Here is a 20,727-nt window from a genome sequence, read left to right as displayed (position 1 = left end):
GACCCGTAGTTTGGTCTCTTCTGGGGGCGGCCCCCTCAAACAAAAAAACTACTTCTTTTACTAAACCGCGGCGGGTGAGCACTCCACACACACCCCCCCCCCCCACCCCGTGGGTGATCAACGGTCTTCGGTCAGGCGCTGAGCACGCCCGTGGCGAGCAGGCCGAGCAGGCCCACGCCGATCACGATCCGGTAGATCACGAACGCGTTGAAGGAGTGCTTGGCGACGAACTTCAGCAGCCACGCGATGGAGGCGTAGGCGACGACGAAGGACACGAGGGTGCCGACGGCCAGCGGGGCCGCGCCCACACCGGCGCCGAGGGCGTCCTTCAGCTCGTAGATGCCTGCGCCGGTCAGGGCCGGGATGCCGAGGAAGAACGACAGCCGGGTGGCGGCCACGCGGTCGAGGTCCAGGATGAGCGCGGTGGACATGGTGGCGCCGGAGCGGGAGAAGCCGGGGAAGAGCAGGGCGAGGATCTGGGAGCAGCCGACCCACATGGCGTCCTTGAACGAGGTGTCGTCCTCGCCGCGCTTGTGCCGTCCCATCTGGTCGGCTGCCCACATCACACCGGAGCCCACGATCAGCGAGCCGGCCACCACCCACAGCGAGCCGAGGGCGCCGTCGATCAGCGGCTTGGCGGCCAGACCCACGATGACGATCGGGATGGTGGCGGCGATCACCCACCAGGCGAACTTGTAGTCGTGGTGGTAGCGCTCCTCGCGGTTGGTCAGACCGCGGAACCAGGCGGAGACGATGCGCTTGATGTCCTTGAAGAAGTACACGAGCACGGCGGCGATGGCGCCGACCTGGATGACGGCGGAGAAGCCGACCACGGACTTGTCGTCGACGGGGATGTTCATGAGCCCCTCGGTGATCTTCAGGTGACCGGTGGAGGACACCGGGAGGAACTCGGTCACCCCCTCGACGACTCCGAGGACGACGGCCTGACCGACGGAGATGGCGCTCATGGGATCCAGTTCTGGGGAAGAGGAGGAACGGCTGGTCGACAGTGCTGTAGACAGTCTTACTATGCCCGACCGTAGGGCAAGAGCCAGGCAAACAACGCACCGGCGAGGGCGAACCCCGCGAGCGCCCGCAGCGAGCCCGGCCGCCATGCTCGCGACGACGCCGACAGCAGCGCAGAGCCCCGGGCCGACCTCGGTCGGCCGCAGGGTCTCGCAGGAGAAGGCGGAGTACGGCGCCGGCGCCCCGCACAGCCCGGCATCCAGGAGACATTGCAGGTGAGAGCCTGTGGCCCTGATGGACACGACACCTGCGAACGTCCCGGGGTCCAGGCTCCCGGAGATGTTCACGGCGAACGCACCCCAGGGGTCGACCGAGTCGTGGCGGGCCCGTACGGCGCGGTCCGCGAGGTGGCCCGGAAGCGCACCGACCACGACCTCCGCGATCATCATGGGCAAGTTCACAATGAACTCTTACCTGTCACCCCGGTCGGGCGGGGCCGGAACACGGATCCGTTCCCGGGGTCGGGCCTCACCAGCCCTTCTCGAAGACGCGGGCGACCTCGGCGATGCGGATCTCGTCGCGCCGGTAGCAGACGCGGCAGCGCACGCGGCGGGTGCGCAGCAGGCCGAGGCGGGTGAGGAAGTCGAGGTGGGCGCGGGCCGTGCGGGGCGGGACGCCCAGCTTGACGGCGACGGCCCGCGCGGTGACACCGGTCTCGGCGAGGTCGCCGCGCCCGCGGGCCGGGAAGTGGGCCGCCGGGTCCTTGAGCCACTCCAGGATGGTGCGCCGTATCCGGCCCGAGGGTGCTCCCGTCATCCGTCCGCCCTCCGTCGCCGCCTCCTCGTACGCAGTGTTCCCACTGTGGCCCGGGCGACGCCGTCGTGTGCGGCACTCGACGGCCGTTGTCCGGTACGGGACGGGCATGCGGCCGAGGAGTAACGGGCCCGGGCCGTGTACGACGACGGGGGCCCGGCCACCCCTTACGGCCGGGCCCCCTGCTGGGGTGGTTCAGCGGTGACTGAACCACGTCATGGAGGAGAGCGCCTTGTCGTCGTAGCCGAACAGGGCCTGGTTCTCCCAGCCGTTGCCGGAGGTGGCGTCGGTCGGGTCCCAGCCGTTGCCGGTGACGGCGGTCCAGGTGGCCTCCCAGTAGAAGACGCCGAGGCCCCGGCCGTTCGGGACGGCTTCCACGATGCTCGCCACGTCGTTCATCCACTTGGTCTGGCCGGCCACGGTCGCCGGGTAGCCGGAGACCAGTTTGGCGGTGGTGTCGATCTGGTTCTCCAGCGCGTCGTTGTTGGCCAGTGTGAAGGGGTAGGCGGTCTCGGCGACGAAGACGGGCTTGCCGTAGCGGGAGGCCGCGTCGTCCAGGGTGGTCTGGAAGTCGGAGAGCGGGCCGTGCCAGTAGCCGTAGTACGACAGGCCGATCGCGTCGAACTTCACGCCGTTCGCGACCGCGTTGTCGAACCACCACTCCGTGCCGGACTTGTCACCGCCCTTGGCCAGATGCAGCGCGACGACTGTGGACGAGTCGACCGCCTTGGCCGCGTCGTAGCCCGAGTTGAGCAGACCGGCCAGCTGGCCCCAGTTAGACGTGGAGCCCTCGGACCACAGGATGCCGCCATTGATCTCATTGCCGATCTGGACCATGTCGGCGGTGGTGCCTTGAGCCTTCAACGCGTTCAAGACGTCGTACGTGTGGTTGTACACGTCCGTCTTGAGTTGACTGTATGTATGGCCCGTCCACGCGGCCGGCTTGGTCTGGGCTCCGGGGTCCGCCCAGGTGTCCGAGTAGTGGAAGTCGACAAGGAGCTTCATGCCCTGCGCCTTGATGCGCTTGGCCATCGCGAGGACGTGTGCCTTGTCGTTGAAGCCGTCCGCCGGGTTCACCCAGACCTTCAGGCGGGCGTAGTTCATGCCGTACGACTTCAGGATGGCCAGGGCGTCGCCCGTGGCGCCCGAACTCGTCTTGTAGACACCGGCCTTGGCCTCGCTCTTGGCGAGAGAGGAGATGTCGGCGCCGTGGATGGACGTGCCGGTGGTGCCGGATGCGAAGGTCAGATCGTCAACATTGATCCAGTTGCCGGCATTCGCGTCACTGTTGATGCTGATGGTGCACTGACTGTTCGTCACCTTGATCGGCGTGACGATACGGATCCACCCACTGGACGAGATGGGCAGATCGGTGCGCTGTTCGGCACTCCCGCAATTCTTGAGCGCTATGTACGCGGCGTTCTGCCCGCCACTGGAGCGGACCCAGGCGGTCAACGTGTAGTCGCCGTTGGTCAGGCCCGACAAGTACTGGTACGTCTCCACCTTGTAGGCGGACGCCGCGTACTGGGTGAGGCGGTAACTGCCGCTGTGGCCGCCGGACTCGGTGTACGAGGCACCGGTGTCGCCGTACTCGGACCAGCCGGTGGGTGCGGCCGTGCCGGTGCCGTCGGCCTCGAAGCCGCCGTTGGTCAGCGTGCTCGCGGCGTGGGCGACCTGCGCGGGCAGGAAGGTGAGGGCGAGCCCGGCCGTGAGCGGCAGCAGCAGGGCCCTGGTGGTGCGTCCGGGATGGAACTTCATCGTCCGTCGTCCCTTCGACGTGACTGGGGAGGGGTGTCCTCCAGCGGGGCTGGAGGAGAACCCCTCCGCCCGCGGCTCTCGTGGCACACGCGGGCGGAGGGGAGCCTGCTCAGCCGTCGAGTCGTACGACCCGTACGGCCCCTGCCGGGACCGGGAGGCGGCCCACGGCGCGTTCGCCCGTCAGCAGCTCGGTGCCGGGTGACTCCAGCGGCACCTTGGTGTCGCCGGCGGTGTGGTTGATCGCGAAGAGGTACGTGCCCGGCGCGCCGCTGCGGCGCACCACTTCGACGTCCCGGGGCAGGTCTGCGCGCGGCGCGAGCCGGGCGTCGTCGGCGGCCCAGCCGATCAGCGCGTCCAGGCCATGGGCGTCGAGGCGGGTGGAGACGTACCAGGCGGTGCCGTCGCCGAGCCGGTGCCGGGTGACGGCGGGACGGCCGGCGGTGAGCCCGTCGGCGTAGGTCCACACGGTCTCGGCGCCGCGCGGCACGACGAACTCCGTCCACACGTCCCCGGTCAGCTCGGAGCCGTCGGGTCCGGCCAGCCGCACCCGCTCGTCCTTGAGCAGCGGCGAGAACTCCTCCACCGTCAGGCCGAGGACGTCGCGCAGCGCGCCCGGGTAGGCGCCCTTGTGCACGGCGTCGTACTCGTCGACGATGCCGGAGAAGTACGACACCACGAGCGTGCCGCCGTTCTCGACGTACTCCCGGACGTTGTTCCCGGCCGCCTCCGTCATCAGGTAGAGGGCCGGTACGACGACAAGGGGATAGGCCGACAAGTCGGCTTCCGGGTGGGCGAAGTCGACCGTGAGGTGGCGGTCGTAGAGGGCCTCGTAGAAGGACTCGGCGCGTTCGCGCGGGTCGTGGTCCTCGCTGGGGCGCCAGGAGAGGTTCTGCGCCCACCACGACTGCCAGTCCCACAGCATGGCGACGTCGGCCTCGGTGTGGGTGCCGCGGATCGTGCTCAACGAGTCGACGGACGCGCCGAGTTCGACCACCTCGCGCCACACCCGGGTGTCGGTGCCGCCGTGCGGCAGCATCGACGAGTGGAACTTCTCGGCGCCGCGCCGGGACTGGCGCCACTGGAAGAACATCGCGCCCTCGGAGCCGCGGGCCACGTGGGCGAGCGAGTTGCGGGCCATCTGGCCGGGGGCCTTCGCGGGGTTGCGGGGCTGCCAGTTGACGCCCGAGGTGGAGTGTTCGAGGAGCAGCCAGGGGGCGCCGCCGGCCACGGACCGGGTGAGGTCGGCGGCCATCGCGAGGTTGACGTGGGTGCGGCGCCCGTCGGTGATCAGGTAGTGGTCGTTGGTGACGAGGTCGACCTCGCGGCCCCAGGCCCAGTAGTCGATCGAGTCGCACTGGCTGAGCGCGGTCATGAAGTTCGTGGTGACCGGGACACCTGGTGACAGGCGGTGCAGGATGTCGCGTTCGGCGGTGAAGTTCTCGCGGATGGTCGCGTCGGCGAACCGCTTGTAGTCCAGGGCCTGGCCCGGGTTGCCGACGGTCGGGGTGGCCCGGGGCGGGTTGATCTGCTCGAAGCCCGTGTAGTGCTGGCCCCAGAAGGCCGTCCCCCAGGCCTCGTTGACGGCTTCGACGGTGCCGTGGGTCCGGGCGAGCCAGCGGCGGAAGTGTGCGGCGCAGGAGTCGCAGTAGCAGGCGGAGACGGGGACGCCGTACTCGTTGTGGACGTGCCACAGGGCGAGTGCGGGGTGGTCGCCGTAGCGTTCGGCGAGTTTCACGGTGATCGCCCTGGCGGCGGCCCGGTAGTCGGCGTTGCTGTGGCAGATCGCGCCGCGGGAGCCGAACTCGTATCGCGTGCCGTCGGCGGTCACCGGCAGGGCCTCGGGGTGCGCGCGGTAGAACCAGGCGGGCGGGGCGACGGTCGGCGTGCCGAGGTCGACCCGGATGCCGTTCTCGTGGAGCAGGCCGATCACCCGGTCGAGCCAGCCGAAGTCGTACTCCCCCGGGGCCGGTTCCAACAGGGCCCAGGAGAAGATCCCGACGCTCACCATCGTGACGCCGGCCTCCCGCATCAGCCGGACGTCCTCCTGCCAGACGCTTTCCGGCCACTGCTCGGGGTTGTAGTCGCCACCGAAGGCGAGCCTGGTGAGGCCCCTGGGGCTGGTGTCCGGCATGGGTGTCTCCCGTTGAATCGATCATTTGGGAACGTGCACACACAACGGTGGCGGTGCGAGGCCAACATAACCGCACAGCAACAACCATTGACAAGTGTCCAGGATGTTTCTCTACTGTGAACGCTCACAGAAGCATGGCAGGGACTCGCGACAGGTGGGGGCCCAGTTCATGTGAACGTGCACATCTGCATGGCAGGTCCCCGCAGGAGGCGGGGACCCAGGTCAGGGGAGAAACCATGCCGCACACGAAGCGTCGTCGCCTCGTGACAACCGCCCTCGCCGTCGCGCTCGGCGCGACCACCCTCGCCGCCTGCGGCTCCGGGGACGACAGCAAGTCCGAGTCCGGTCCGGTCTCGCTGACGTACTGGACCTGGACGCCCGGCATGGACAAGGTCGTCGACCTGTGGAACAAGGGGCCGGGGAAGAAGGACCAGATCACGGTCACGGTGAAGAAGCAGGCGTCCGGCGACACGCTGGTCACCAAGATCCTCACCGCGCACAAGGCGAAGAAGGCCCCGGACCTGGTGCAGGCCGAGTACCAGGCGCTGCCGACACTGGTCAGCAATGACGCGCTGGCCGACATCTCCCAGCAGGTCGGTGGCATCAAGGGCAAGTTCGCCGACGGCGTCTGGCAGCAGACCACGCTCGGCACGAACGCCGTCTACGCCGTCCCGCAGGACATAGGGCCGATGATGTTCTACTACCGCGCGGACCTGTTCAAGAAGTACGGCCTGACGGTCCCCACCACCTGGGAGCAGTTCGCTCAGACCGCCCGCCAGTTGAAGAAGAAGGCACCGGACAAGGACCTGACCACCTTCTCCGCCAACGACTCCGGCCTCTTCGCCGGTCTCGCCCAGCAGGCCGGCGCCAAGTGGTGGACCGCCTCCGGCGGCACGTGGAAGGTCGCCATCGACGACACGGCCACCCAGAAGGTCGCCACGTTCTGGGGCGGGCTGGTCAAGGAAGGCGTCATCGACAACCAGCCGATGTACACCCCGGCCTGGAACAAGGCGCTCGACACCGGCAAGCAGCTCGCCTGGGTGAGCGCCGTGTGGGCGCCGGGCACGCTGACCACGGCCGCGCCCGACACGAAGGGCAAGTGGGCGATGGCGCCGCTGCCGCAGTGGTCGGCGACCGAGGACGTGACCGGCAGCTGGGGCGGTTCCTCCACGGCCGTGACCACCGACTCCGCGCACAAGGAGGCGGCAGCGAAGTTCGCCGCCTGGCTGAACACCGACCACGACGCCCTCAACGCGCTGGCCAAGGACGGCGGCATCTACCCGGCCTCCACGTCCGCACAGCTCAGCGGCGCCTTCTCCAACCCGCCGGACTACTTCTCGAACCAGGCCGACTTCTACACCAAGGCCGCCGACATCGCGAAGACCACGGCGCCCTCGGCATGGGGCCCGAACGTGAACGTCGCCTACACGTCGTTCAACGACGCGTTCGGCTCCGCCGCCAAGAACAAGTCGGACTTCGCCGCCGCCCTGAAGACGATGCAGGACGCCACGGTCGCCGACATGAAGAAGCAGGGCTTCGGGGTTTCCCAGTGACGAGCCCCGCACGCCGGAAGCCGTACGGGGCCAAGGGGGCCCCGTACGCCTTCCTCTTCCCCGCCACCGCACTCTTCGCCCTCTTCTTCGCGCTGCCCATCGGCTACGCCGTCTTCCTCAGCTTCCGCAAGGTGCACGTCTCCGGGCTCGGACTCGGCGCGAACGCCCGCAAGGAGGTCTGGGCCGGCTTCGCGAACTACACCGAGGCCGTCAAGGACAGCGAGCTGCTCCAGGGCGCGCTGCGCGTGCTCGGCTACGGCTGCATCGTCGTCCCGGTGATGCTGGGCCTCGCCCTGCTGTTCGCGCTGATGCTGGACTCCGAGCGGGTACGTCTCACACCGTTCACCCGGCTCGCGATCTTCCTGCCGTACGCCATCCCCGGCGTGGTGGCGGCGCTGCTGTGGGGCTTCCTGTACCTGCCGGACGTGAGCCCCTTCTATTACCTGCTGGCGAAGCTGCATCTGCCGCAGCCGAACCTGCTGGACGGCGGTCCGCTCTATCTCGCCCTGTCGAACATCGCGGTCTGGGGCGGCACCGGCTTCAACATGATCGTCATCTACACGTCGTTGAGGTCCATTCCGGCCGAGGTGTACGAGGCGGCACGGCTGGACGGCGCGACCCCGCTGCAGATCGCCCTGAAGATCAAGATCCCGATGGTGGCGCCCTCGCTGGTGCTGACCTTCTTCTTCTCGATCATCGCGACGCTCCAGGTCTTCAACGAGCCGACGACCCTCAAGCCGCTCACCAACTCCGTCAACACGACGTGGAGTCCGCTGATGAAGGTGTACCAGGACGCCTTCGGCCGCAACGACATCTACTCGGCGGCCGCCGAGGCGACCCTGATCGCCCTGGTCACGCTGCTGCTGTCGTTCGGGTTCCTGCGGGCCGCGAACAGCCGCGGCAAGCGGGACGTCAGTCAAGGAGACGCGCGATGAGTTCTCTTGCGCTGCGCAAGGCGGCCCCGGCCGCGGGCACCACCCCGGGCACGGCCCAGGGTCCGCCGCTGCGCCGCCGGATCGCACTGGTGCCGACGATCACGCTGCTGGTCGGGGCGATCTACACGCTGCTGCCGGTCGCGTGGGTGGTGATCGCGTCCACCAAGTCCGGGCACGAGTTGTTCTCCACCTTCACCTTCCTGCCGGGCACCGGATTCACGCGGAACATCGAGGACCTGAGCGCCTACCGCGGGGGCGTCTACTGGAAGTGGATGGGCAACTCCGCCCTGTACGCCGGTCTCGGCGCCCTGCTCTCCACGGCCGTCTCGGCGTTCAGCGGCTACGCGCTCGCGACCTACCGCTTCAAGGGCCGCGAGACGATCTTCAACGTCCTGCTCGCGGGCGTGCTGATGCCGCCGGTGATCCTCGCGATCCCGCAGTACCTGCTGCTGGCGAAGGCGAACCTCACGGACTCCTACCTGTCCGTGCTGCTGCCGCAGGTCCTCTCCCCGTACGGGGTCTATCTGGCCCGGATCTACTCCGCCGCGGCCGTCCCCGCCGATGTGGTGGAGGCCGGGCGGATGGACGGGGCGAGCGAGTGGCGGATCTTCACCCGGATCGCGCTGCCGATGATGATCCCGGGCATGGTCACCGTGTTCCTGTTCCAGTTCGTCGCGATCTGGAACAACTTCCTGCTGCCGTTCATCATGCTCAGCGACGACGAGAAGTTCCCGCTCACGCTGGGCCTGTACACGCTGCTGGAACAGGGCTCCAACACTCCGGCGCTGTACACCCTCGTGATCACGGGCGCGTTCCTCGCGGTCCTCCCGCTGATAGCCCTGTTCCTGGTCATTCAGCGGTTCTGGAGCCTCGACCTGCTGTCCGGGGCCGTAAAGTCATGACCATGAGCAATCCGGGGGGCCGGCGCAAACCGCCGACGATCCACGACGTGGCGCGCGAGGCAGGCGTCTCGCGCGGCACCGTCTCGCGCGTGCTCAACGGCGGGCACTACGTCTCTCCCGCCGCGCAGGAGGCGGTCAACGCCGCCATCCGCAGGACCGGGTACGTCGTGAACCGGCACGCCCGTTCGCTGATCACCGGGCGCTCCGACTCGGTCGGCTTTCTGCTGACCGAGCCGCAGGAGCGGTTCTTCGAGGACCCCAACTTCAATGTCCTGCTGCGCGGTTGCACCCAGGCGCTGGCCGCGCACGACGTGCCGCTCCTGCTGATGCTGGCGGGCACCGAGGACGAACGGCGGCGCATCACGCGGTACATCACCGCCGGGCACGTCGACGGGGTACTGCTGGTCTCCAGCCACTCCGGTGATCCGGTCGCCCAGGAACTGCGGGAGGCGGGCGTGCCGCTCGTCGCCTGCGGAAAGCCCATCGGTCTGGGCTCGAAGGTGAGTTACGTGGCCGCCGACGACCGGGACGGCGCGCGGGACATGGTCCGGCATCTGCTGTCGCTGGGGCGGCGCCGGATCGGTGTGGTCACCGGTCCGCTGGACACACCGGGTGGTGTGGAGCGGCTCGCCGGGTACAAGGAGGTGCTCACCGAGGCCGGCATCGGGGTCGACGAACGGCTCGTCGTCTCCGGCGACTACAGCCGGGCGAGCGGTGAGGCGGGCGCGGAGCGGCTGCTGGCACAGGCACCGGACATGGACGCGGTGTTCGTGGCCTCCGATCTGATGGCGCAGGGCGTGCTGGCGGCGCTGCACCGGGCCGGGAAGGAGGTGCCGGATGACATCGCTGTCGGCGGCTTCGACGACTCCCCGGCGGCGACAGCGGCCACTCCGGCTCTGACGACGATCCGGCAGCCGTGGGACCGGATCAGCAGCGAGATGGTGCGGGTGCTGCTCGCGCAGATCGGCGGGGAGGATCCGGCGGCGGTGATTCTGCCGACGGAACTGGTGCGGCGGGAGTCGGCCTGATCGCCCACCGAAGTGCGGGGAGAGGCCGTCAGGCGTCTGCGGCGGCGCCGTGGTCTCTCGCGCCCACGCGGCGGCCGGTTCCGTGTCGGACAGGCCGCGGCCCCTCAGGGTCACCGGCATTCACGTCGGCTCGGGGTTCCGGGCGGCTGCGGCGCCGGGATGAGGGCGGACCGGTGCGTGACGGGCGCCACCCGGGTGAAGATCGCGGGCCGGTGTCGGCAACCGGTCAGGATCGGAGAAGCCGTGGCGGGCCGACCGGTCCTAGCGTGAGGTGCACCGGCGGGACGACCCGCCGGGCCGCGCATCGCGAAGGAGTGAGTGCCATGACCACAGGCGTGCAGACGATCATCTACCCCGTCAAGGACGCGAAGGCCGCCAAGGCGCTGTTCACGGCCCTGCTGGGCGTCGAGCCGTATGCCGACGAGCCGTACTACATCGGTTTCAAGGCCGCCGGGCAGGATGTCGGGCTCGACCCGAACGGGCACGCGCAGGGCCTGACCGGCCCGGTGCCGTTCTGGCACGTGACCGACCTGCGCGAGCGGCTCGCGACGCTGGTGGAGGCGGGTGCCGAGGTGCTCCAGGACGTGCGGGACGTGGGCAACGGCCGGCTGATCGCCTCCGTGAAGGACCCCGACGGCAACCTGATCGGCCTCCTCCAGGACCCGGCCGCCTGAGGCCCGCCCGCGAGCCCTGGTCACCGCCCGCATCCCGAACTAGTTGCACACTCAACGATTGGCTGGATCGGTGCTACGGTGCGGGTATGGCAGTCAAGACGGCCGACGCCCGGCTCGAGGAACGGTGGCGGGACATCCTCGCGGTGCACGCGCACACGATGTGCGAGATAGACCGGGCGCTGCACCCGCACGGACTGGGCGCCAGCGATTTCGAGGTGCTCGACATCCTGGCGACCGAGTCGCCCGCGCCGGGTGAGCAGTGCCGGGTACAGAACCTGGTCGGCCGGGTGCACCTCAGCCAGAGCGCGCTGTCCCGGCTGATCGGCCGGCTGGAGAAGGACGGGCTGGTCGAGCGCTCGGTGTGCGCGGAGGACCGGCGTGGGGTGTGGGTGGCTCTCACCCCCAAGGGCCGCGCCCTGCACACGGCGGTGCTGCCGCTCCAGCGGGCGGTGCTGGAGCGCATGCTGGCCGAGCAGGACGTCAGGGCCGCGGCTCCACAGCCCTAGAGCAGCAGTTCGGCCCCGTCCTCCAGCACCTCGACCCCGTGGTCGGCGACACGCGCGCGTGCCGGTGACGCCGGGTCGAGCAGCGGGTTCGTGTTGTTGAGATGGGTGTAGACCCGGCGCGCCCCGGGATGCCGGGCGAGAGCGGCGAGAGTGCCGTCCGGGCCGGCGACCGGCAGATGTCCCATGGCCGCCTGCCCGGCGCCGGACCGTACCGCCGTGCCCATCTCGTCGGCCGCGTAAAAGGTGCCGTCGACCAGCACGCAGTCGGCCTCGGCGCACAGCTCGTCCAGCTCCGCGCTCCAGGCGCCCACGCAAGGCGCGTACACCAGCACTCCCCCGCTGGCCAGGTCCTCGACGCGGTACGCCGTCACCCACGGGGCGGCCGGCCGCGGCGCCCGCACCGGTATGTACTTCGGGATCTTCGCGCCCACCGTACGGGCCGTGACCACCAGCCCGCCGGCCAGCACGAATCCGCCGTCGGCCAGCGTGTCCGCCCACTCCCAAGGGGCGTAGCGCTCCAGGGCGGCGCGGACGGGGGCGAGCGCCGAGCGGACCGGCGGAGCCGCGTAGACCTTCAGGCCCGCCGCTCCCCGCAGCTCGCCGAGTCCGGTGACGTGGTCGGCCTCGGCGTCGGTGAGCAGGACCCCGCGCAGCGGGGTGTCCCGGGGGCCGGGGCCGGGCCACAGTGCCGGTGTGGCGGTGAGCTGGGTGCGCAGATCGGGCGAGGCGTTCAGCAGCCACCAGTCGCGGCCGTTGCCGCTGACGGCGGCGCACTCCTGGGTACGGGAGGGCAGGCTGCCGTCCCGGGCGGCCGCGCACAGCGCGCAGGCGCAGTTCCACTGCGGGAAGCCGCCCCCGGCGGCGGTGCCCAGCAGGACGACCCTCACGATGACCCCTCCGCGTTCGACCGGCCATTCTCCCGCTGGGATCTTCCCCTCGCGAGGAGAGGGGCCACCCCGGCGCGGGGAGCAGTTCCGGCCGTTCGGTCGCCCAAGGGGGTGAGGGCGTGTTTCAGCGGGCCAGCAGTGTCCGTACCCCCTGTGACGTGAGCGTCAGGGCGTGGGCCGAGTTGCCGTCTATGGCCAGGGCCAGGTCCTCGTCGGGCCACTGCGCGGCGAGGGCGCCGAGCGGGACGAGGCGGTAGCGCGAGATGAACGGCAGCAGCCGGCCCAGCTCGCCCTCCGTGGTGAACACGGGAACGACCGGTTCGCCTCCGGGCTGTTCCAGGACGGGCAGAGCCAGCGAGGAGGTTTCGGCTCCCTCCTCGTCGGGCGCGTCGTCCGGCACCGGGACGAGCACGTCGCTGTGCGCGAGGGTGTCCAGGGCGGCCTGGTCCTCGGCGTTCACGGCCAGCGCGTCCAGCGCCTGCTGGGCCGGTGTCGGCCGGTGGTCGTGTGCGGCGGATGTCTCCATGGCAGATCCCCAGGTAGCTGCGGTGATGCGGCCTCCCGGGCGGGTCCGTGCCCGGGTGCTCCCGGTCGCGTACCCGCTGGGCCCGGGGGCATGCGTGGGGATCGCGGGGAGGTCTGGTGAGCACGCGGGCGCGCGCTCCAGCGTGTCCTCATGCCGGTGCAGCCCTGGTTCCGCGAGGCCCAAGCTGGGCATCTTCGTCCACTGGGGCGTCTACGCGGTGGACGGAGTGCCGGAGTCCTGGCCCTTCTGCACCGGCCAGGACTCCCCCGAGCAGTACGTGGGGCAGCTGGACGGTTTCACGGCGTCCCGTTACGACCCGCGCGCGTGGGCGGAGCTGTTCGCCCGCGCCGGGGCCCGGTACGCCGTGCTCACCGCGCGTCATCACGACGGGGTGGCCCTGTGGGACAGCGCGTACGGCGGGCTGGACGTGGTCCGCCGCACCCCGGCGGGGCGCGACCTGATCGCCGGGTACGCGGACGCGCTGCGTGAGCGCGGCCTCAAAGTGGGCCTGTACTACTCCCATTCGGACTGGAACCACCCCGACTACGCGAGCACCCGGCACCCCGCCCCGGACGAGGATCCCCCGCACCCCCTCGCGCGCGCCCGGCCCGGTGCGGAGGATCCGGCGGCCTGGGCGCGGTACCTCGCCCACCGGGACGGGCAGGTCGGGGAGCTGGTGGAGTGCTTCGACGCCCCGCGAGACGGTGTCCGTGCGCGGGCTGCGCAACCGGGTGCGCCGGGTGCGGGTGCCGGGGACGGGCGCCGGTCCGGGCCACCGGGTCACCGGCGGGCTGCACGAGGTACCGGGCGTGACCTGGATCGACGCGCCGGCTGCCACGGATGTGGACGAGTACGCGACCGTGCTCGCCGTGGAACTCGACGGTGAGCCGGATCTGTACCGGCGTACCGGGCGGACCTGACGCCGTCGGCCGCGCGGTCGTCAGCCGGGCCCGGCGAGCAGGCCGGCGACGGTCGTGACCCGGACCAGCGGCCGGTACAGGTCCATCAGCTGGAGGGCCTTGAGGTGGGAGTCGTCGTCCGCGCCCGCGCAGGCGTCGGCGACCACCAGGACCTCGGTGCCGGCGTCGGCGGCGGCCAGGGCGGTGGACAGCACACAGCAGTCGGTGCTGACGCCGGCCAGGACCAGACGGTCGCCGGGGGCGAGGCGGGCGGCGAGCTCCGGGGTCCACTTGCCGAAGGTGGTGGCGTCCAGGACATGCTGAGCCTCGTCGGTGAACTCGACGTCCAGGTCCCAGAGTTCGGCGTCCGCGGGCCTGTGGGCGAAGGGCCATCGCTCGTAGTAGGCGCGCCAGGCGCCGGCCGGGTGCTCGGGGGCCACGAAGCGGGTGAAGGTCACACGGCCGGCGAAGGCGGGCAGCAGGCTGCGTACGCCCGCCGCCGCGTCCGCGTACCGGGGTGCGGCCCAGGGGCTCGCCGGGTCGGCGAAGACGTGCTGCATGTCGATGACGGCGAGGTGGCCGGCGCTCATGCGGGGAGCATCCCTTCGCCGGGCGGCGGTGCCCCGTCCTCCTGGGCGCGCACCCGGCGGCGGCCGAGGAGCAGCGTGCCGAGGAAGGCGAGCGCGAGGGCGGCGAGGACGCCGAGGTTGGCGTACGCCCAGGCGCCGGCCTTGCCGCCGAGACCGAGCGGCCCGAGCAGATAGCCCTGCCAACTGAGCCAGCTCGCGCCGGTGTTGGTGACCAGGCCCCAGCCGAGGGCCGTGGCGGCGAGGGTGAGCAGCAGGGGTGCCGGGGGGATGTCGCCGTAGCGGCCGCGCGGGCGGTAGAGGTCGCCGTCGTCGTAGTCGCGGCGGCGCAGGGCGAGGTCGGCCAGCATGATGCCGCACCAGGCGGCGATGGGGACGCCGAGCGTGGTGAGGAATCCCGTGAACGGGGCGAGGAAGTCACCGGCGAAGAACACGATGTAGACGGAGCCGGCGATCATCAGGGCGCCGTCGAGGAGCGCGGCCAGGTAGCGGGGCACCGGCAGACCGGCGGAGAGCAGGGCGAGGCCGGAGGAGTAGATGTCGAGGACGGCGCCGCCGACCAGGCCGAGGACGGCGACGACGGCGAACGGCAGCAGGAACCAGGTCGGCAGGATGGTCGTGAGCGCGCCGATCGGGTCGGCCGCGACGGCCTTGCTCAGCGACTGCGAGGAACCGGCCAGCAGCAGCCCGAAGACGAGCAGGAGCAGCGGGGCGACACAGGCGCCGAAGGTGGTCCAGCCGATCACCGATCGGCCGGCCGAACTGCGGGGCAGATAGCGGGAGTAGTCGGCGGCGGCGTTGACCCAGCCGAGGCCGAAGCCGGTCATCATGAACACGAGCGCGCCGATGAACTCCTGCGGGGAGCCGGCCGGGACGGCGCTGACGGCGGCCCAGTGGATGTGGTCGGCGACGAGGGCGACGTAGACGACGGTGAGGACGCCCGTGATCACGGTGATCGCCGTCTGCAGCCGCATGATGACGTCGAAGCCCATGACCCCGCCGACGACGGTCAGCGCGGCCACGACGCCGAGGGCGAGCGCCTTGGTCCCGGTGCCGCCGCCCCAGCCGAGGCGGCCGAAGACCGTCGCCGTGGCGAGCGTGGCGAGCGCCGTGAGTACCGTCTCCCAACCGACGGTGAGCATCCAGGAGATCAGGGACGGCAGCCGGTTGCCACGCACTCCGTACGCGGCCCGGCTGAGCACCATCGTCGGTGCCGAGCCCCGCTTTCCGGCGACCGCGATGAACCCGCACAGCAGGAACGAGACGACGATGCCGAGCGCGCCTGCGGCGAGGGCCTGCCGGAAGGAGATGCCGAAGCCGAGCGCGAACGCGCCGTAACTCAGTCCGAGGACCGAGACGTTCGCGCCGAACCAGGGCCAGAACAGCGTGCGCGGCGTGCCCTTGCGCTCCGCGTCCCCGATCACGTCGAGGCCGTGTGTCTCCAGCTGGATCGGACGGCCGGCGGATCTGCCGTCGACCGGCTCCTGCGGGTACGTCGTCACACGGGGCCCCCTGTCCTGCCCGTCCGGGCGTGTCGCGATCACGCTAGGCGGGCACCCCGGGAGCGTCAATCGAGTTGGCGCACGTCGGCACTGCGGGGCGGGACCGGATGCGTCGCGTCGGATTCCGGCCGCGGGGAGGCGGGTTCGGGCCGTCGGGCGACGGATTCAGGCCGTGAGGTGACGGGTTCAGGCCGTGAGGAGGCGGCTCCCGGCAGCGGAGCAACGGCTCCCGGCCGCATCGCGCCGGACTCCGGCCGCGGGGCGGCAGGTTCGGGCCGTCGGCCAACAGTTCCCAGCCCTGGGACGGCGCGTTCCGGCCGTGGGGCCGCGGGTTCCGGCAGGGTGCGGGCGAGCAGCCAGCTCAGTACGGGCATCAGGATGAGCGGGGCGAGGGCGGTGCGCAGGGACGTGGCGTCGGCGAGCCGGCCGATGAGCGGGCTCACCAGCCCGCCGACGCTCACCGCCAGCCCGAGGGTGATGCCGCCTGCCGTGCCGACCCGTGAGGGCAGATAGTCCTGGCCGAGGGTGACCTGGAGGGAGAACGGCACGTAGAGGCCGGCGGAGGTCAGCGCCACGCACGCGTACAGGGCCGGGCCGGGGACGAACACGACGCCCGCGACCGCCAGGGCCGACACCAGGTACGACCACCGGCACGCGGTGACCCGGTCCCACCGCTCGGCCAGCGCGCCGCCGAGCACGGAGCCGATCGCGCCGCCGGCGTAGAGCACACACAGCGCGGCGGTACCCGCGCCCGCTCCGCCGCCCAGGCGTTGCTCGGCATACAGGGACAGGAAGGTGCTCAGGCCGATGAAGACGATCGAGCGGCACACCACCGCCAGCGACAGCCGGACGAACGACGCCCTGTCGTCGGGTCCGGTCGGCGCGGCCGTACCGGCGGAGCGGGCCGGTGGGCGGCGTCCGGGGCTGCGCAGGACGGCCAGGCAGAGCGCGGTCCCGGCGAGCGCGGGCAGTGCCAGTGCCGGGGTCCGTCGCAGCCCGCCCGTGCCCACGACGGCCGCGACCAGCAGCGGGGCGAGGGCGAAGCCCACGTTGCCGCCCAGCGAGAACCAGCCCATGGCACGGTGCGAGCCCCCGCTCGCGAGCCGGGCGACGCGGGCCGACTCGGGGTGGTAGGCGGCCACGCCGATCCCGGTCACCGCCATGCACACGAGCGTCGCGCCGTAGCCGCCGTCGAGGCCGGAAGAGGAGATGCCGAGGCCTGCGAGGAGTGTGCTGACGGGGAGCAGCCGGGGGACCGCGCGGCGATCGGTGAGGGCGCCGAACAGCGGTTGCGCCACCGAGGACAGCAGGGAGGCGGCCAGGACGACACCGGAGGCGGCGGCGTAGCCGTAGCCGCGCGCGGTGACGAGGAAGGGGATCAGGGCCGCGACGGCGCCCTGGTAGACGTCGACGCAGGCGTGCCCCACGGACAGCAGGGTGATCGAGGCGTTCTTTCGCACCTCGCCATGCTGCGACCGGACAGGACTGTCGTGCTTTCGATAAACTGCCAGACAATGACAGAAATCCGCCATGAACCGATCGCTCCGACAAGCACCCGGTTGCTGGCGTCCCGTACGGGGATCGACGCCCACCGGCACGACGACCACCAGATCGTCTACGCGGGCCGGGGAGTCGTGGCCGTCACCACCGACGCCGGTTCCTGGGCCGCCCCGGCCACCCGTGCCCTGTGGGTGCCGGCCGGCACGGTGCACGCCCACGAGGCGTACGGGGAGCTGGAGTTGCACCTGATGGGGCTGCCCGCAACCGAGAACCCGCTGGGCCTGGAGACCCCGACCGTGCTCGCCGTGTCCCCGCTGCTGCGTGAGCTGATCATCGCCCACACCCGTACCCCGGACGACGGCAGCCCCGAGCGGGCGCGGCTGCGCGCGGTGCTGCTGGACCAGTTGCGCGCCTCGCCCCAGCAGCCCCTGCACCTGCCGGCGCCGTCGTCGCCGCTGCTGCGCGCGTTGTGCGGCATCCTGCTCGCCGATCCGGCGGACGGCCGTACCCTCGCCGAGCTGGGCCGGGAGGTCGGGGCGAGCGACCGTACGCTGTCGCGGCTGTTCCGCCGCGAGCTGGGCATGACGTTTCCGCAGTGGCGCACCCAGGCGCGGCTGCACCGGGCGCTGGTGCTGCTGGCCGAGCAGACCCCGGTGACGGCGGTGGCGCACCGCTGCGGCTGGTCCTCGGCCAGCGCGTTCATCGACGTCTTCCGGCGCGCCTTCGGCCATACGCCGGGCGCGCGCCCGGCGGACCCCGGCGGCGCCCCCCGTACCCCTGGTACTCCCGGCACCCCCGACATCCCCGACATCCCCGGCTGACACACCTGCGAGCACCTCCGCCGGCACCGGCGCATCCCCCGACCACCACCGGCGGGGCTCTCGGCCGGGACCCGCGGCGTGGCGCGTCCGGTCGCGGCAACCGGCGGCGTGGCGCGTGCCGCGCCCCCGGGGTGCGCGGCGAGGATGGCGCTCGGTGACGGGTCCGGGAGCAGCCGGCGGAAAGGCGGAGGCGGGTATGACGGTGAACCGTGTCGGCCTGGTGGTGCACGGCGGGCGCTCCGAGGCGGTGGTCGCCGCACGGGCCGTGCGCGAGTGGTGCGCCGAGCACGCGGTGGGCTGCGCGGACATCGACGTGTGGCAGGAGGGCGCGCGGCACAGCGCGCTGGAGGAGGTCGAGGCCGCGGGCGATCCGGACCTGATCGTCACCCTCGGCGGCGACGGCACGTTTCTGCGCGGTGCCCGGCTGGCCGCCGAGCACGACGCCCTGGTCCTCGGCGTCGACCTCGGCCGGGTCGGCTTTCTGACGGAGGTCCCGGTCTCCGCGGTGCGCGTGGCGCTGGACGCCGTACGGGACGGGCGGATCACGGTCGAGCGCCGGATGCTGCTGACGATGCGCGCGTCGTGCCGGCTGGAGGTGCCGGCGCAGATGGAGGCGCTGATGCGGTACGGGCGCGGGCCGATGCTGCCGCCGCCGCGGGTGCGCCCGGAGTGCGAGACGGGGAACGAGTGGGGCGTGGCCCTGAACGTCACGGCGCTGAACGACGTCGTCGTGGAGCGGCTGACCCGGGACCGCCAGGTGTCGGTCGGCGTCTACCTGGCGGGCCGGCTGCTCGCCTCGTACTCCGCCGACGCGCTGCTGGTGGCCACGCCCACGGGGTCGACGGCGTACAGCTTCGCCGCGGGCGGTCCGGTGGTCTCGCCGCGCGCCGACGGGCTCGTCTTCACGCCGGTCGCCCCGCACATGGTGTTCAACCGCTCGGTCGTGGCCGCCCCCGACGAGCCCATCGGGCTGCGGGTGCTGGAGCGTTCGGGCCAGGCCGCCGTGAGCATCGACGGCCAGTTGCGCGGGGTGCTGAGCCCCGGGGACTGGATCGGCGTGTACGCCGCTCCCCACCGGCTCAAGGCCGTCCGGCTGGGCCCGATGGACTTCTACGGCCGGTTGCGCGAGCGCATGAACCTCACCGACGCCCCGGCCGCGCTGGCCGACGGCGAGGCGGCTCCGCTGTGGCCGGTCAGCACTCCCCCGCCGGGCGATCTGGCCCACCTCGCGCTGCCCCCGGCTCCGGCCGACGGACCGCCCCCGCCGTGAGCCGGGCTCGTCGCGAGCCGCCGCGCGACCCCCTCGTAAGCCGGGACGCTGTAAGCCCTGCTCGCCGTAGGCCGTCCGCGCTCGTGCCGCCCCGGCGGGCCGCCCCTGGCCCGCGCCTGGCCGGCTACAGCTGCCCGCCCTCCTGGATGTTCACCCCGTCGATCGTGACGACGTCCGTCCGCTCGGACCCCCCGACGACGCGGATCCAACTGTCCACGGTCAGCTCGCGGCCGCAAAGGGCGATCTTGAAGCCGCCGTACATGCCGGGCACGGGGAACCAGCACACCGGGTGCGCCAGTTCGGTCAGCACCTCCACCTCCGGCAACCGCATCCCCTGCTGGGTGGCGAGGTCGGTGCCGCCCTCCAGTCCCGCCCGGTGCCGGATCAGCTGGTGCAGGTGGTACTGGAGGCGGCCGGACACGTCGGCGGGCAGCGGGTGCCGGATGTCCGGGCACAACGGGGCGGTGATGTGGTGGTGGCCGCGCTGCGCGGCGATGTCCACGGCGCGCGCCCCGTCGCCGGTGCGCAGGGTCCGCCACGCGCCGGCCTCCAGCAGCCGCTCGACCGTCTCGGCCGAGGCACCGTGCCAGGCGGCCTGGTGCAGGGGCGTGAAGCCGCTACGGCCTTCCACTCGCGCGGTGTTGACCCAGTCCCGGTTCTCGCCGAGGAGGGCCAGCACGTTGTGCCAGTGACCGTCCCGGGCGGCGTCGGCGAGCCGGTCGCGCAGTGCCGCGTACGCGTCCTTGAGGCTCGACCGGCGCGTGGCACCGTCCCAGTGTGCGACTTTCTCATGATCCACGACGGCGAGTGTATGAAACCGGACGCCGTGCTCCGCCACCTCCCGGCCGGTCCCGCGCACGACCCCCGCACCGATTGCGGCTGAACCCGTCGACAGCGCGCCTCCCGCACTCGCACGCGGCCCAGACCGTACCGGCCGCCGGCGCAGAGGTACGGACACCCGCCTGCACAACGGCAGGGCGCGGAGGCGGACTCCGGGCCGTGTCGGGCGCTTACCTCCGGGGTAATGGCCGGCCGGAAGCCCGCGCGGCTACTTTCGGTCCGGCGCACCGACGTGCCGGAGACGAAGGAGCCGCCCATGTCCGCCTACGGTTTCGCGCACCTTCGAAGCCGCCGTCATCACCCGGACGTCCTGGAGTACTTGGAACGGATCCAGGAGACCCTCATGCCGTTCGGCGGCCGGTTCGTGGTCCACGGTCCGCCCGCCGAAGTGGTCGAGGGCGCCTGGGAGGGCAGCATGGTGCTGATCGAGTTCCCCGACCTGGACGCGGCCCGCGCCTGGTACCACTCTCCCGCCTACCAGGACATCCTGCGGCTGCGGGCCGACCACATCGACGGAGACCTCGTCCTCGTGGAGGGCGTCGCCCCCGGGTACGACCCGCGCGAGCGCGCGGCGAAGCTCCGTGCGGAGCACTCCGTGCCGGGGCCGTCACGCCGTCGATGAGGCCGTG

At 71.6% G+C, this 20,727-nt stretch carries 19 protein-coding genes and 2 pseudogenes; 10 read left to right on the top strand and 11 right to left on the bottom strand.

Translation table 11 applies throughout. The features are described 5' to 3' along the window. Window positions 1–131 precede the first annotated feature (131 nt). The 5 genes and pseudogenes from ACZ4MF_RS24355 to ACZ4MF_RS24335 form a co-directional block, all read right to left on the bottom strand. Window positions 132–968, bottom strand: a complete 837-nt coding sequence (locus ACZ4MF_RS24355; RefSeq protein ID WP_356023629.1) for an undecaprenyl-diphosphate phosphatase — start codon at window positions 966–968, stop codon at window positions 132–134. A 126-nt stretch (window positions 969–1,094) separates the two neighbouring features. Then, window positions 1,095–1,412 (bottom strand): annotated as a pseudogene (locus ACZ4MF_RS24350) (CrcB family protein); the annotation flags it as partial. Window positions 1,413–1,494: 82 nt separating this feature from the next. Next, entirely contained in the window at window positions 1,495–1,782 is a 288-nt protein-coding gene (locus ACZ4MF_RS24345; RefSeq protein WP_356023625.1) for an ArsR family transcriptional regulator, read from the bottom strand. A gap of 192 nt (window positions 1,783–1,974) precedes the next feature. Then, a complete protein-coding gene (locus ACZ4MF_RS24340) occupies window positions 1,975–3,537 on the bottom strand; it encodes a glycosyl hydrolase 53 family protein (RefSeq protein WP_467494032.1) in 1,563 nt (520 codons plus the stop codon). Window positions 3,538–3,646: 109 nt separating this feature from the next. Next, the gene (locus ACZ4MF_RS24335) at window positions 3,647–5,668 is read right to left on the bottom strand and encodes a beta-galactosidase (protein ID WP_467494031.1); all 2,022 of its coding nucleotides are present in this window, start codon (window positions 5,666–5,668) and stop codon (window positions 3,647–3,649) included. Window positions 5,669–5,904: 236 nt separating this feature from the next. Between ACZ4MF_RS24335 and ACZ4MF_RS24330 the strand changes: the two genes are divergently transcribed. The 6 genes from ACZ4MF_RS24330 to ACZ4MF_RS24305 all read left to right on the top strand — a co-directional run bounded on the left by ACZ4MF_RS24330 (window position 5,905) and on the right by ACZ4MF_RS24305 (window position 11,266). Then, window positions 5,905–7,221, top strand: coding sequence for an ABC transporter substrate-binding protein (locus ACZ4MF_RS24330; protein WP_467494030.1), 1,317 nt, complete (start codon window positions 5,905–5,907; stop codon window positions 7,219–7,221). Then, entirely contained in the window at window positions 7,218–8,156 is a 939-nt protein-coding gene (locus ACZ4MF_RS24325) for a carbohydrate ABC transporter permease (protein WP_467494029.1), read from the top strand. Before ACZ4MF_RS24330 ends, ACZ4MF_RS24325 begins: the two co-directional genes overlap by 4 nt. Then, window positions 8,153–9,058, top strand: coding sequence for a carbohydrate ABC transporter permease (locus tag ACZ4MF_RS24320; protein WP_467494028.1), 906 nt, complete (start codon window positions 8,153–8,155; stop codon window positions 9,056–9,058). The genes ACZ4MF_RS24325 and ACZ4MF_RS24320 overlap by 4 nt, the downstream gene beginning before the upstream one ends. After that, entirely contained in the window at window positions 9,055–10,086 is a 1,032-nt protein-coding gene (locus ACZ4MF_RS24315; protein ID WP_467494027.1) for a LacI family DNA-binding transcriptional regulator, read from the top strand. The genes ACZ4MF_RS24320 and ACZ4MF_RS24315 overlap by 4 nt, the downstream gene beginning before the upstream one ends. Before the next feature lie 323 nt (window positions 10,087–10,409). After that, window positions 10,410–10,760, top strand: a complete 351-nt coding sequence (locus ACZ4MF_RS24310) for a VOC family protein (RefSeq protein ID WP_467494026.1) — start codon at window positions 10,410–10,412, stop codon at window positions 10,758–10,760. 86 nt (window positions 10,761–10,846) lie between these two features. Further along, window positions 10,847–11,266: a MarR family winged helix-turn-helix transcriptional regulator gene (locus tag ACZ4MF_RS24305; protein ID WP_467494025.1), complete on the top strand. Its 420-nt coding sequence runs from the start codon at window positions 10,847–10,849 to the stop codon at window positions 11,264–11,266. On the opposite strand, the gene pqqB is transcribed toward ACZ4MF_RS24305, so the two are convergent. Together pqqB and ACZ4MF_RS24295 are read right to left on the bottom strand one after the other, a co-directional pair. Beyond that, complete coding sequence (gene pqqB / locus ACZ4MF_RS24300) at window positions 11,263–12,153, bottom strand: pyrroloquinoline quinone biosynthesis protein PqqB (RefSeq protein WP_467494024.1); 891 nt, start codon at window positions 12,151–12,153, stop codon at window positions 11,263–11,265. The genes ACZ4MF_RS24305 and pqqB overlap by 4 nt on opposite strands. 124 nt (window positions 12,154–12,277) lie before the next feature. Beyond that, window positions 12,278–12,679 (bottom strand): SseB family protein, encoded by a 402-nt coding sequence (locus tag ACZ4MF_RS24295; RefSeq protein ID WP_356023606.1) that lies wholly within the window; start codon window positions 12,677–12,679, stop codon window positions 12,278–12,280. Between the two features lie 150 nt (window positions 12,680–12,829). Here ACZ4MF_RS24295 and ACZ4MF_RS24290 point away from each other — a divergent pair. Continuing rightward, window positions 12,830–13,599 (top strand): annotated as a pseudogene (locus tag ACZ4MF_RS24290) (alpha-L-fucosidase). Between the two features lie 20 nt (window positions 13,600–13,619). Here ACZ4MF_RS24290 and ACZ4MF_RS24285 read toward each other — a convergent pair. From ACZ4MF_RS24285 to ACZ4MF_RS24275, 3 genes are all read right to left on the bottom strand, one after another. Beyond that, entirely contained in the window at window positions 13,620–14,168 is a 549-nt protein-coding gene (locus ACZ4MF_RS24285) for an isochorismatase family protein (RefSeq protein WP_467494023.1), read from the bottom strand. Then, window positions 14,165–15,667: a purine-cytosine permease family protein gene (locus tag ACZ4MF_RS24280; RefSeq protein WP_467494022.1), complete on the bottom strand. Its 1,503-nt coding sequence runs from the start codon at window positions 15,665–15,667 to the stop codon at window positions 14,165–14,167. The genes ACZ4MF_RS24285 and ACZ4MF_RS24280 overlap by 4 nt, the downstream gene beginning before the upstream one ends. A gap of 65 nt (window positions 15,668–15,732) precedes the next feature. Beyond that, entirely contained in the window at window positions 15,733–17,127 is a 1,395-nt protein-coding gene (locus ACZ4MF_RS24275) for an MFS transporter (RefSeq protein WP_467494021.1), read from the bottom strand. 54 nt (window positions 17,128–17,181) lie between these two features. On the opposite strand from ACZ4MF_RS24275, the gene ACZ4MF_RS24270 reads away from it, so the two are divergent. Further along, entirely contained in the window at window positions 17,182–17,988 is an 807-nt protein-coding gene (locus ACZ4MF_RS24270) for a helix-turn-helix transcriptional regulator (RefSeq protein WP_467494020.1), read from the top strand. 196 nt (window positions 17,989–18,184) lie between these two features. Further along, window positions 18,185–19,258, top strand: a complete 1,074-nt coding sequence (locus ACZ4MF_RS24265) for an NAD(+)/NADH kinase (RefSeq protein WP_467494019.1) — start codon at window positions 18,185–18,187, stop codon at window positions 19,256–19,258. 124 nt (window positions 19,259–19,382) lie between these two features. On the opposite strand, the gene ACZ4MF_RS24260 is transcribed toward ACZ4MF_RS24265, so the two are convergent. Then, a complete protein-coding gene (locus ACZ4MF_RS24260) occupies window positions 19,383–20,057 on the bottom strand; it encodes an ankyrin repeat domain-containing protein (protein WP_467494018.1) in 675 nt (224 codons plus the stop codon). Window positions 20,058–20,354: 297 nt separating this feature from the next. Here ACZ4MF_RS24260 and ACZ4MF_RS24255 point away from each other — a divergent pair, with 297 nt between their 5' ends. Further along, entirely contained in the window at window positions 20,355–20,720 is a 366-nt protein-coding gene (locus ACZ4MF_RS24255; protein ID WP_467494017.1) for a DUF1330 domain-containing protein, read from the top strand. Window positions 20,721–20,727: the final 7 nt, after the last annotated feature.

It is taken from the genome of Streptomyces sp. NPDC025793, assembly GCF_055558375.1.
Note: the sequence above shows the minus strand (reverse complement) of the source record. Positions and strands in the feature narration are given on the sequence as shown.

Excerpts from the sequence above, each read along its gene's own strand:
- ACZ4MF_RS24355 (WP_356023629.1), bottom strand. The coding sequence starts at position 968 with ATGAGCGCCATCTCCGTCGGTCAGGCCGTCGTCCTCGGAGTCGTCGAG.
- ACZ4MF_RS24345 (WP_356023625.1), bottom strand. The coding sequence starts at position 1,782 with ATGACGGGAGCACCCTCGGGCCGGATACGGCGCACCATCCTGGAGTGG.
- ACZ4MF_RS24340 (WP_467494032.1), bottom strand. The coding sequence starts at position 3,537 with ATGAAGTTCCATCCCGGACGCACCACCAGGGCCCTGCTGCTGCCGCTC.
- ACZ4MF_RS24335 (WP_467494031.1), bottom strand. The coding sequence starts at position 5,668 with ATGCCGGACACCAGCCCCAGGGGCCTCACCAGGCTCGCCTTCGGTGGC.
- ACZ4MF_RS24330 (WP_467494030.1), top strand. The coding sequence starts at position 5,905 with ATGCCGCACACGAAGCGTCGTCGCCTCGTGACAACCGCCCTCGCCGTC.
- ACZ4MF_RS24320 (WP_467494028.1), top strand. The coding sequence starts at position 8,153 with ATGAGTTCTCTTGCGCTGCGCAAGGCGGCCCCGGCCGCGGGCACCACC.
- ACZ4MF_RS24315 (WP_467494027.1), top strand. The coding sequence starts at position 9,055 with ATGACCATGAGCAATCCGGGGGGCCGGCGCAAACCGCCGACGATCCAC.
- ACZ4MF_RS24310 (WP_467494026.1), top strand. The coding sequence starts at position 10,410 with ATGACCACAGGCGTGCAGACGATCATCTACCCCGTCAAGGACGCGAAG.
- ACZ4MF_RS24305 (WP_467494025.1), top strand. The coding sequence starts at position 10,847 with ATGGCAGTCAAGACGGCCGACGCCCGGCTCGAGGAACGGTGGCGGGAC.
- ACZ4MF_RS24295 (WP_356023606.1), bottom strand. The coding sequence starts at position 12,679 with ATGGAGACATCCGCCGCACACGACCACCGGCCGACACCGGCCCAGCAG.
- ACZ4MF_RS24285 (WP_467494023.1), bottom strand. The coding sequence starts at position 14,168 with ATGAGCGCCGGCCACCTCGCCGTCATCGACATGCAGCACGTCTTCGCC.
- ACZ4MF_RS24270 (WP_467494020.1), top strand. The coding sequence starts at position 17,182 with ATGACAGAAATCCGCCATGAACCGATCGCTCCGACAAGCACCCGGTTG.
- ACZ4MF_RS24265 (WP_467494019.1), top strand. The coding sequence starts at position 18,185 with ATGACGGTGAACCGTGTCGGCCTGGTGGTGCACGGCGGGCGCTCCGAG.
- ACZ4MF_RS24255 (WP_467494017.1), top strand. The coding sequence starts at position 20,355 with ATGTCCGCCTACGGTTTCGCGCACCTTCGAAGCCGCCGTCATCACCCG.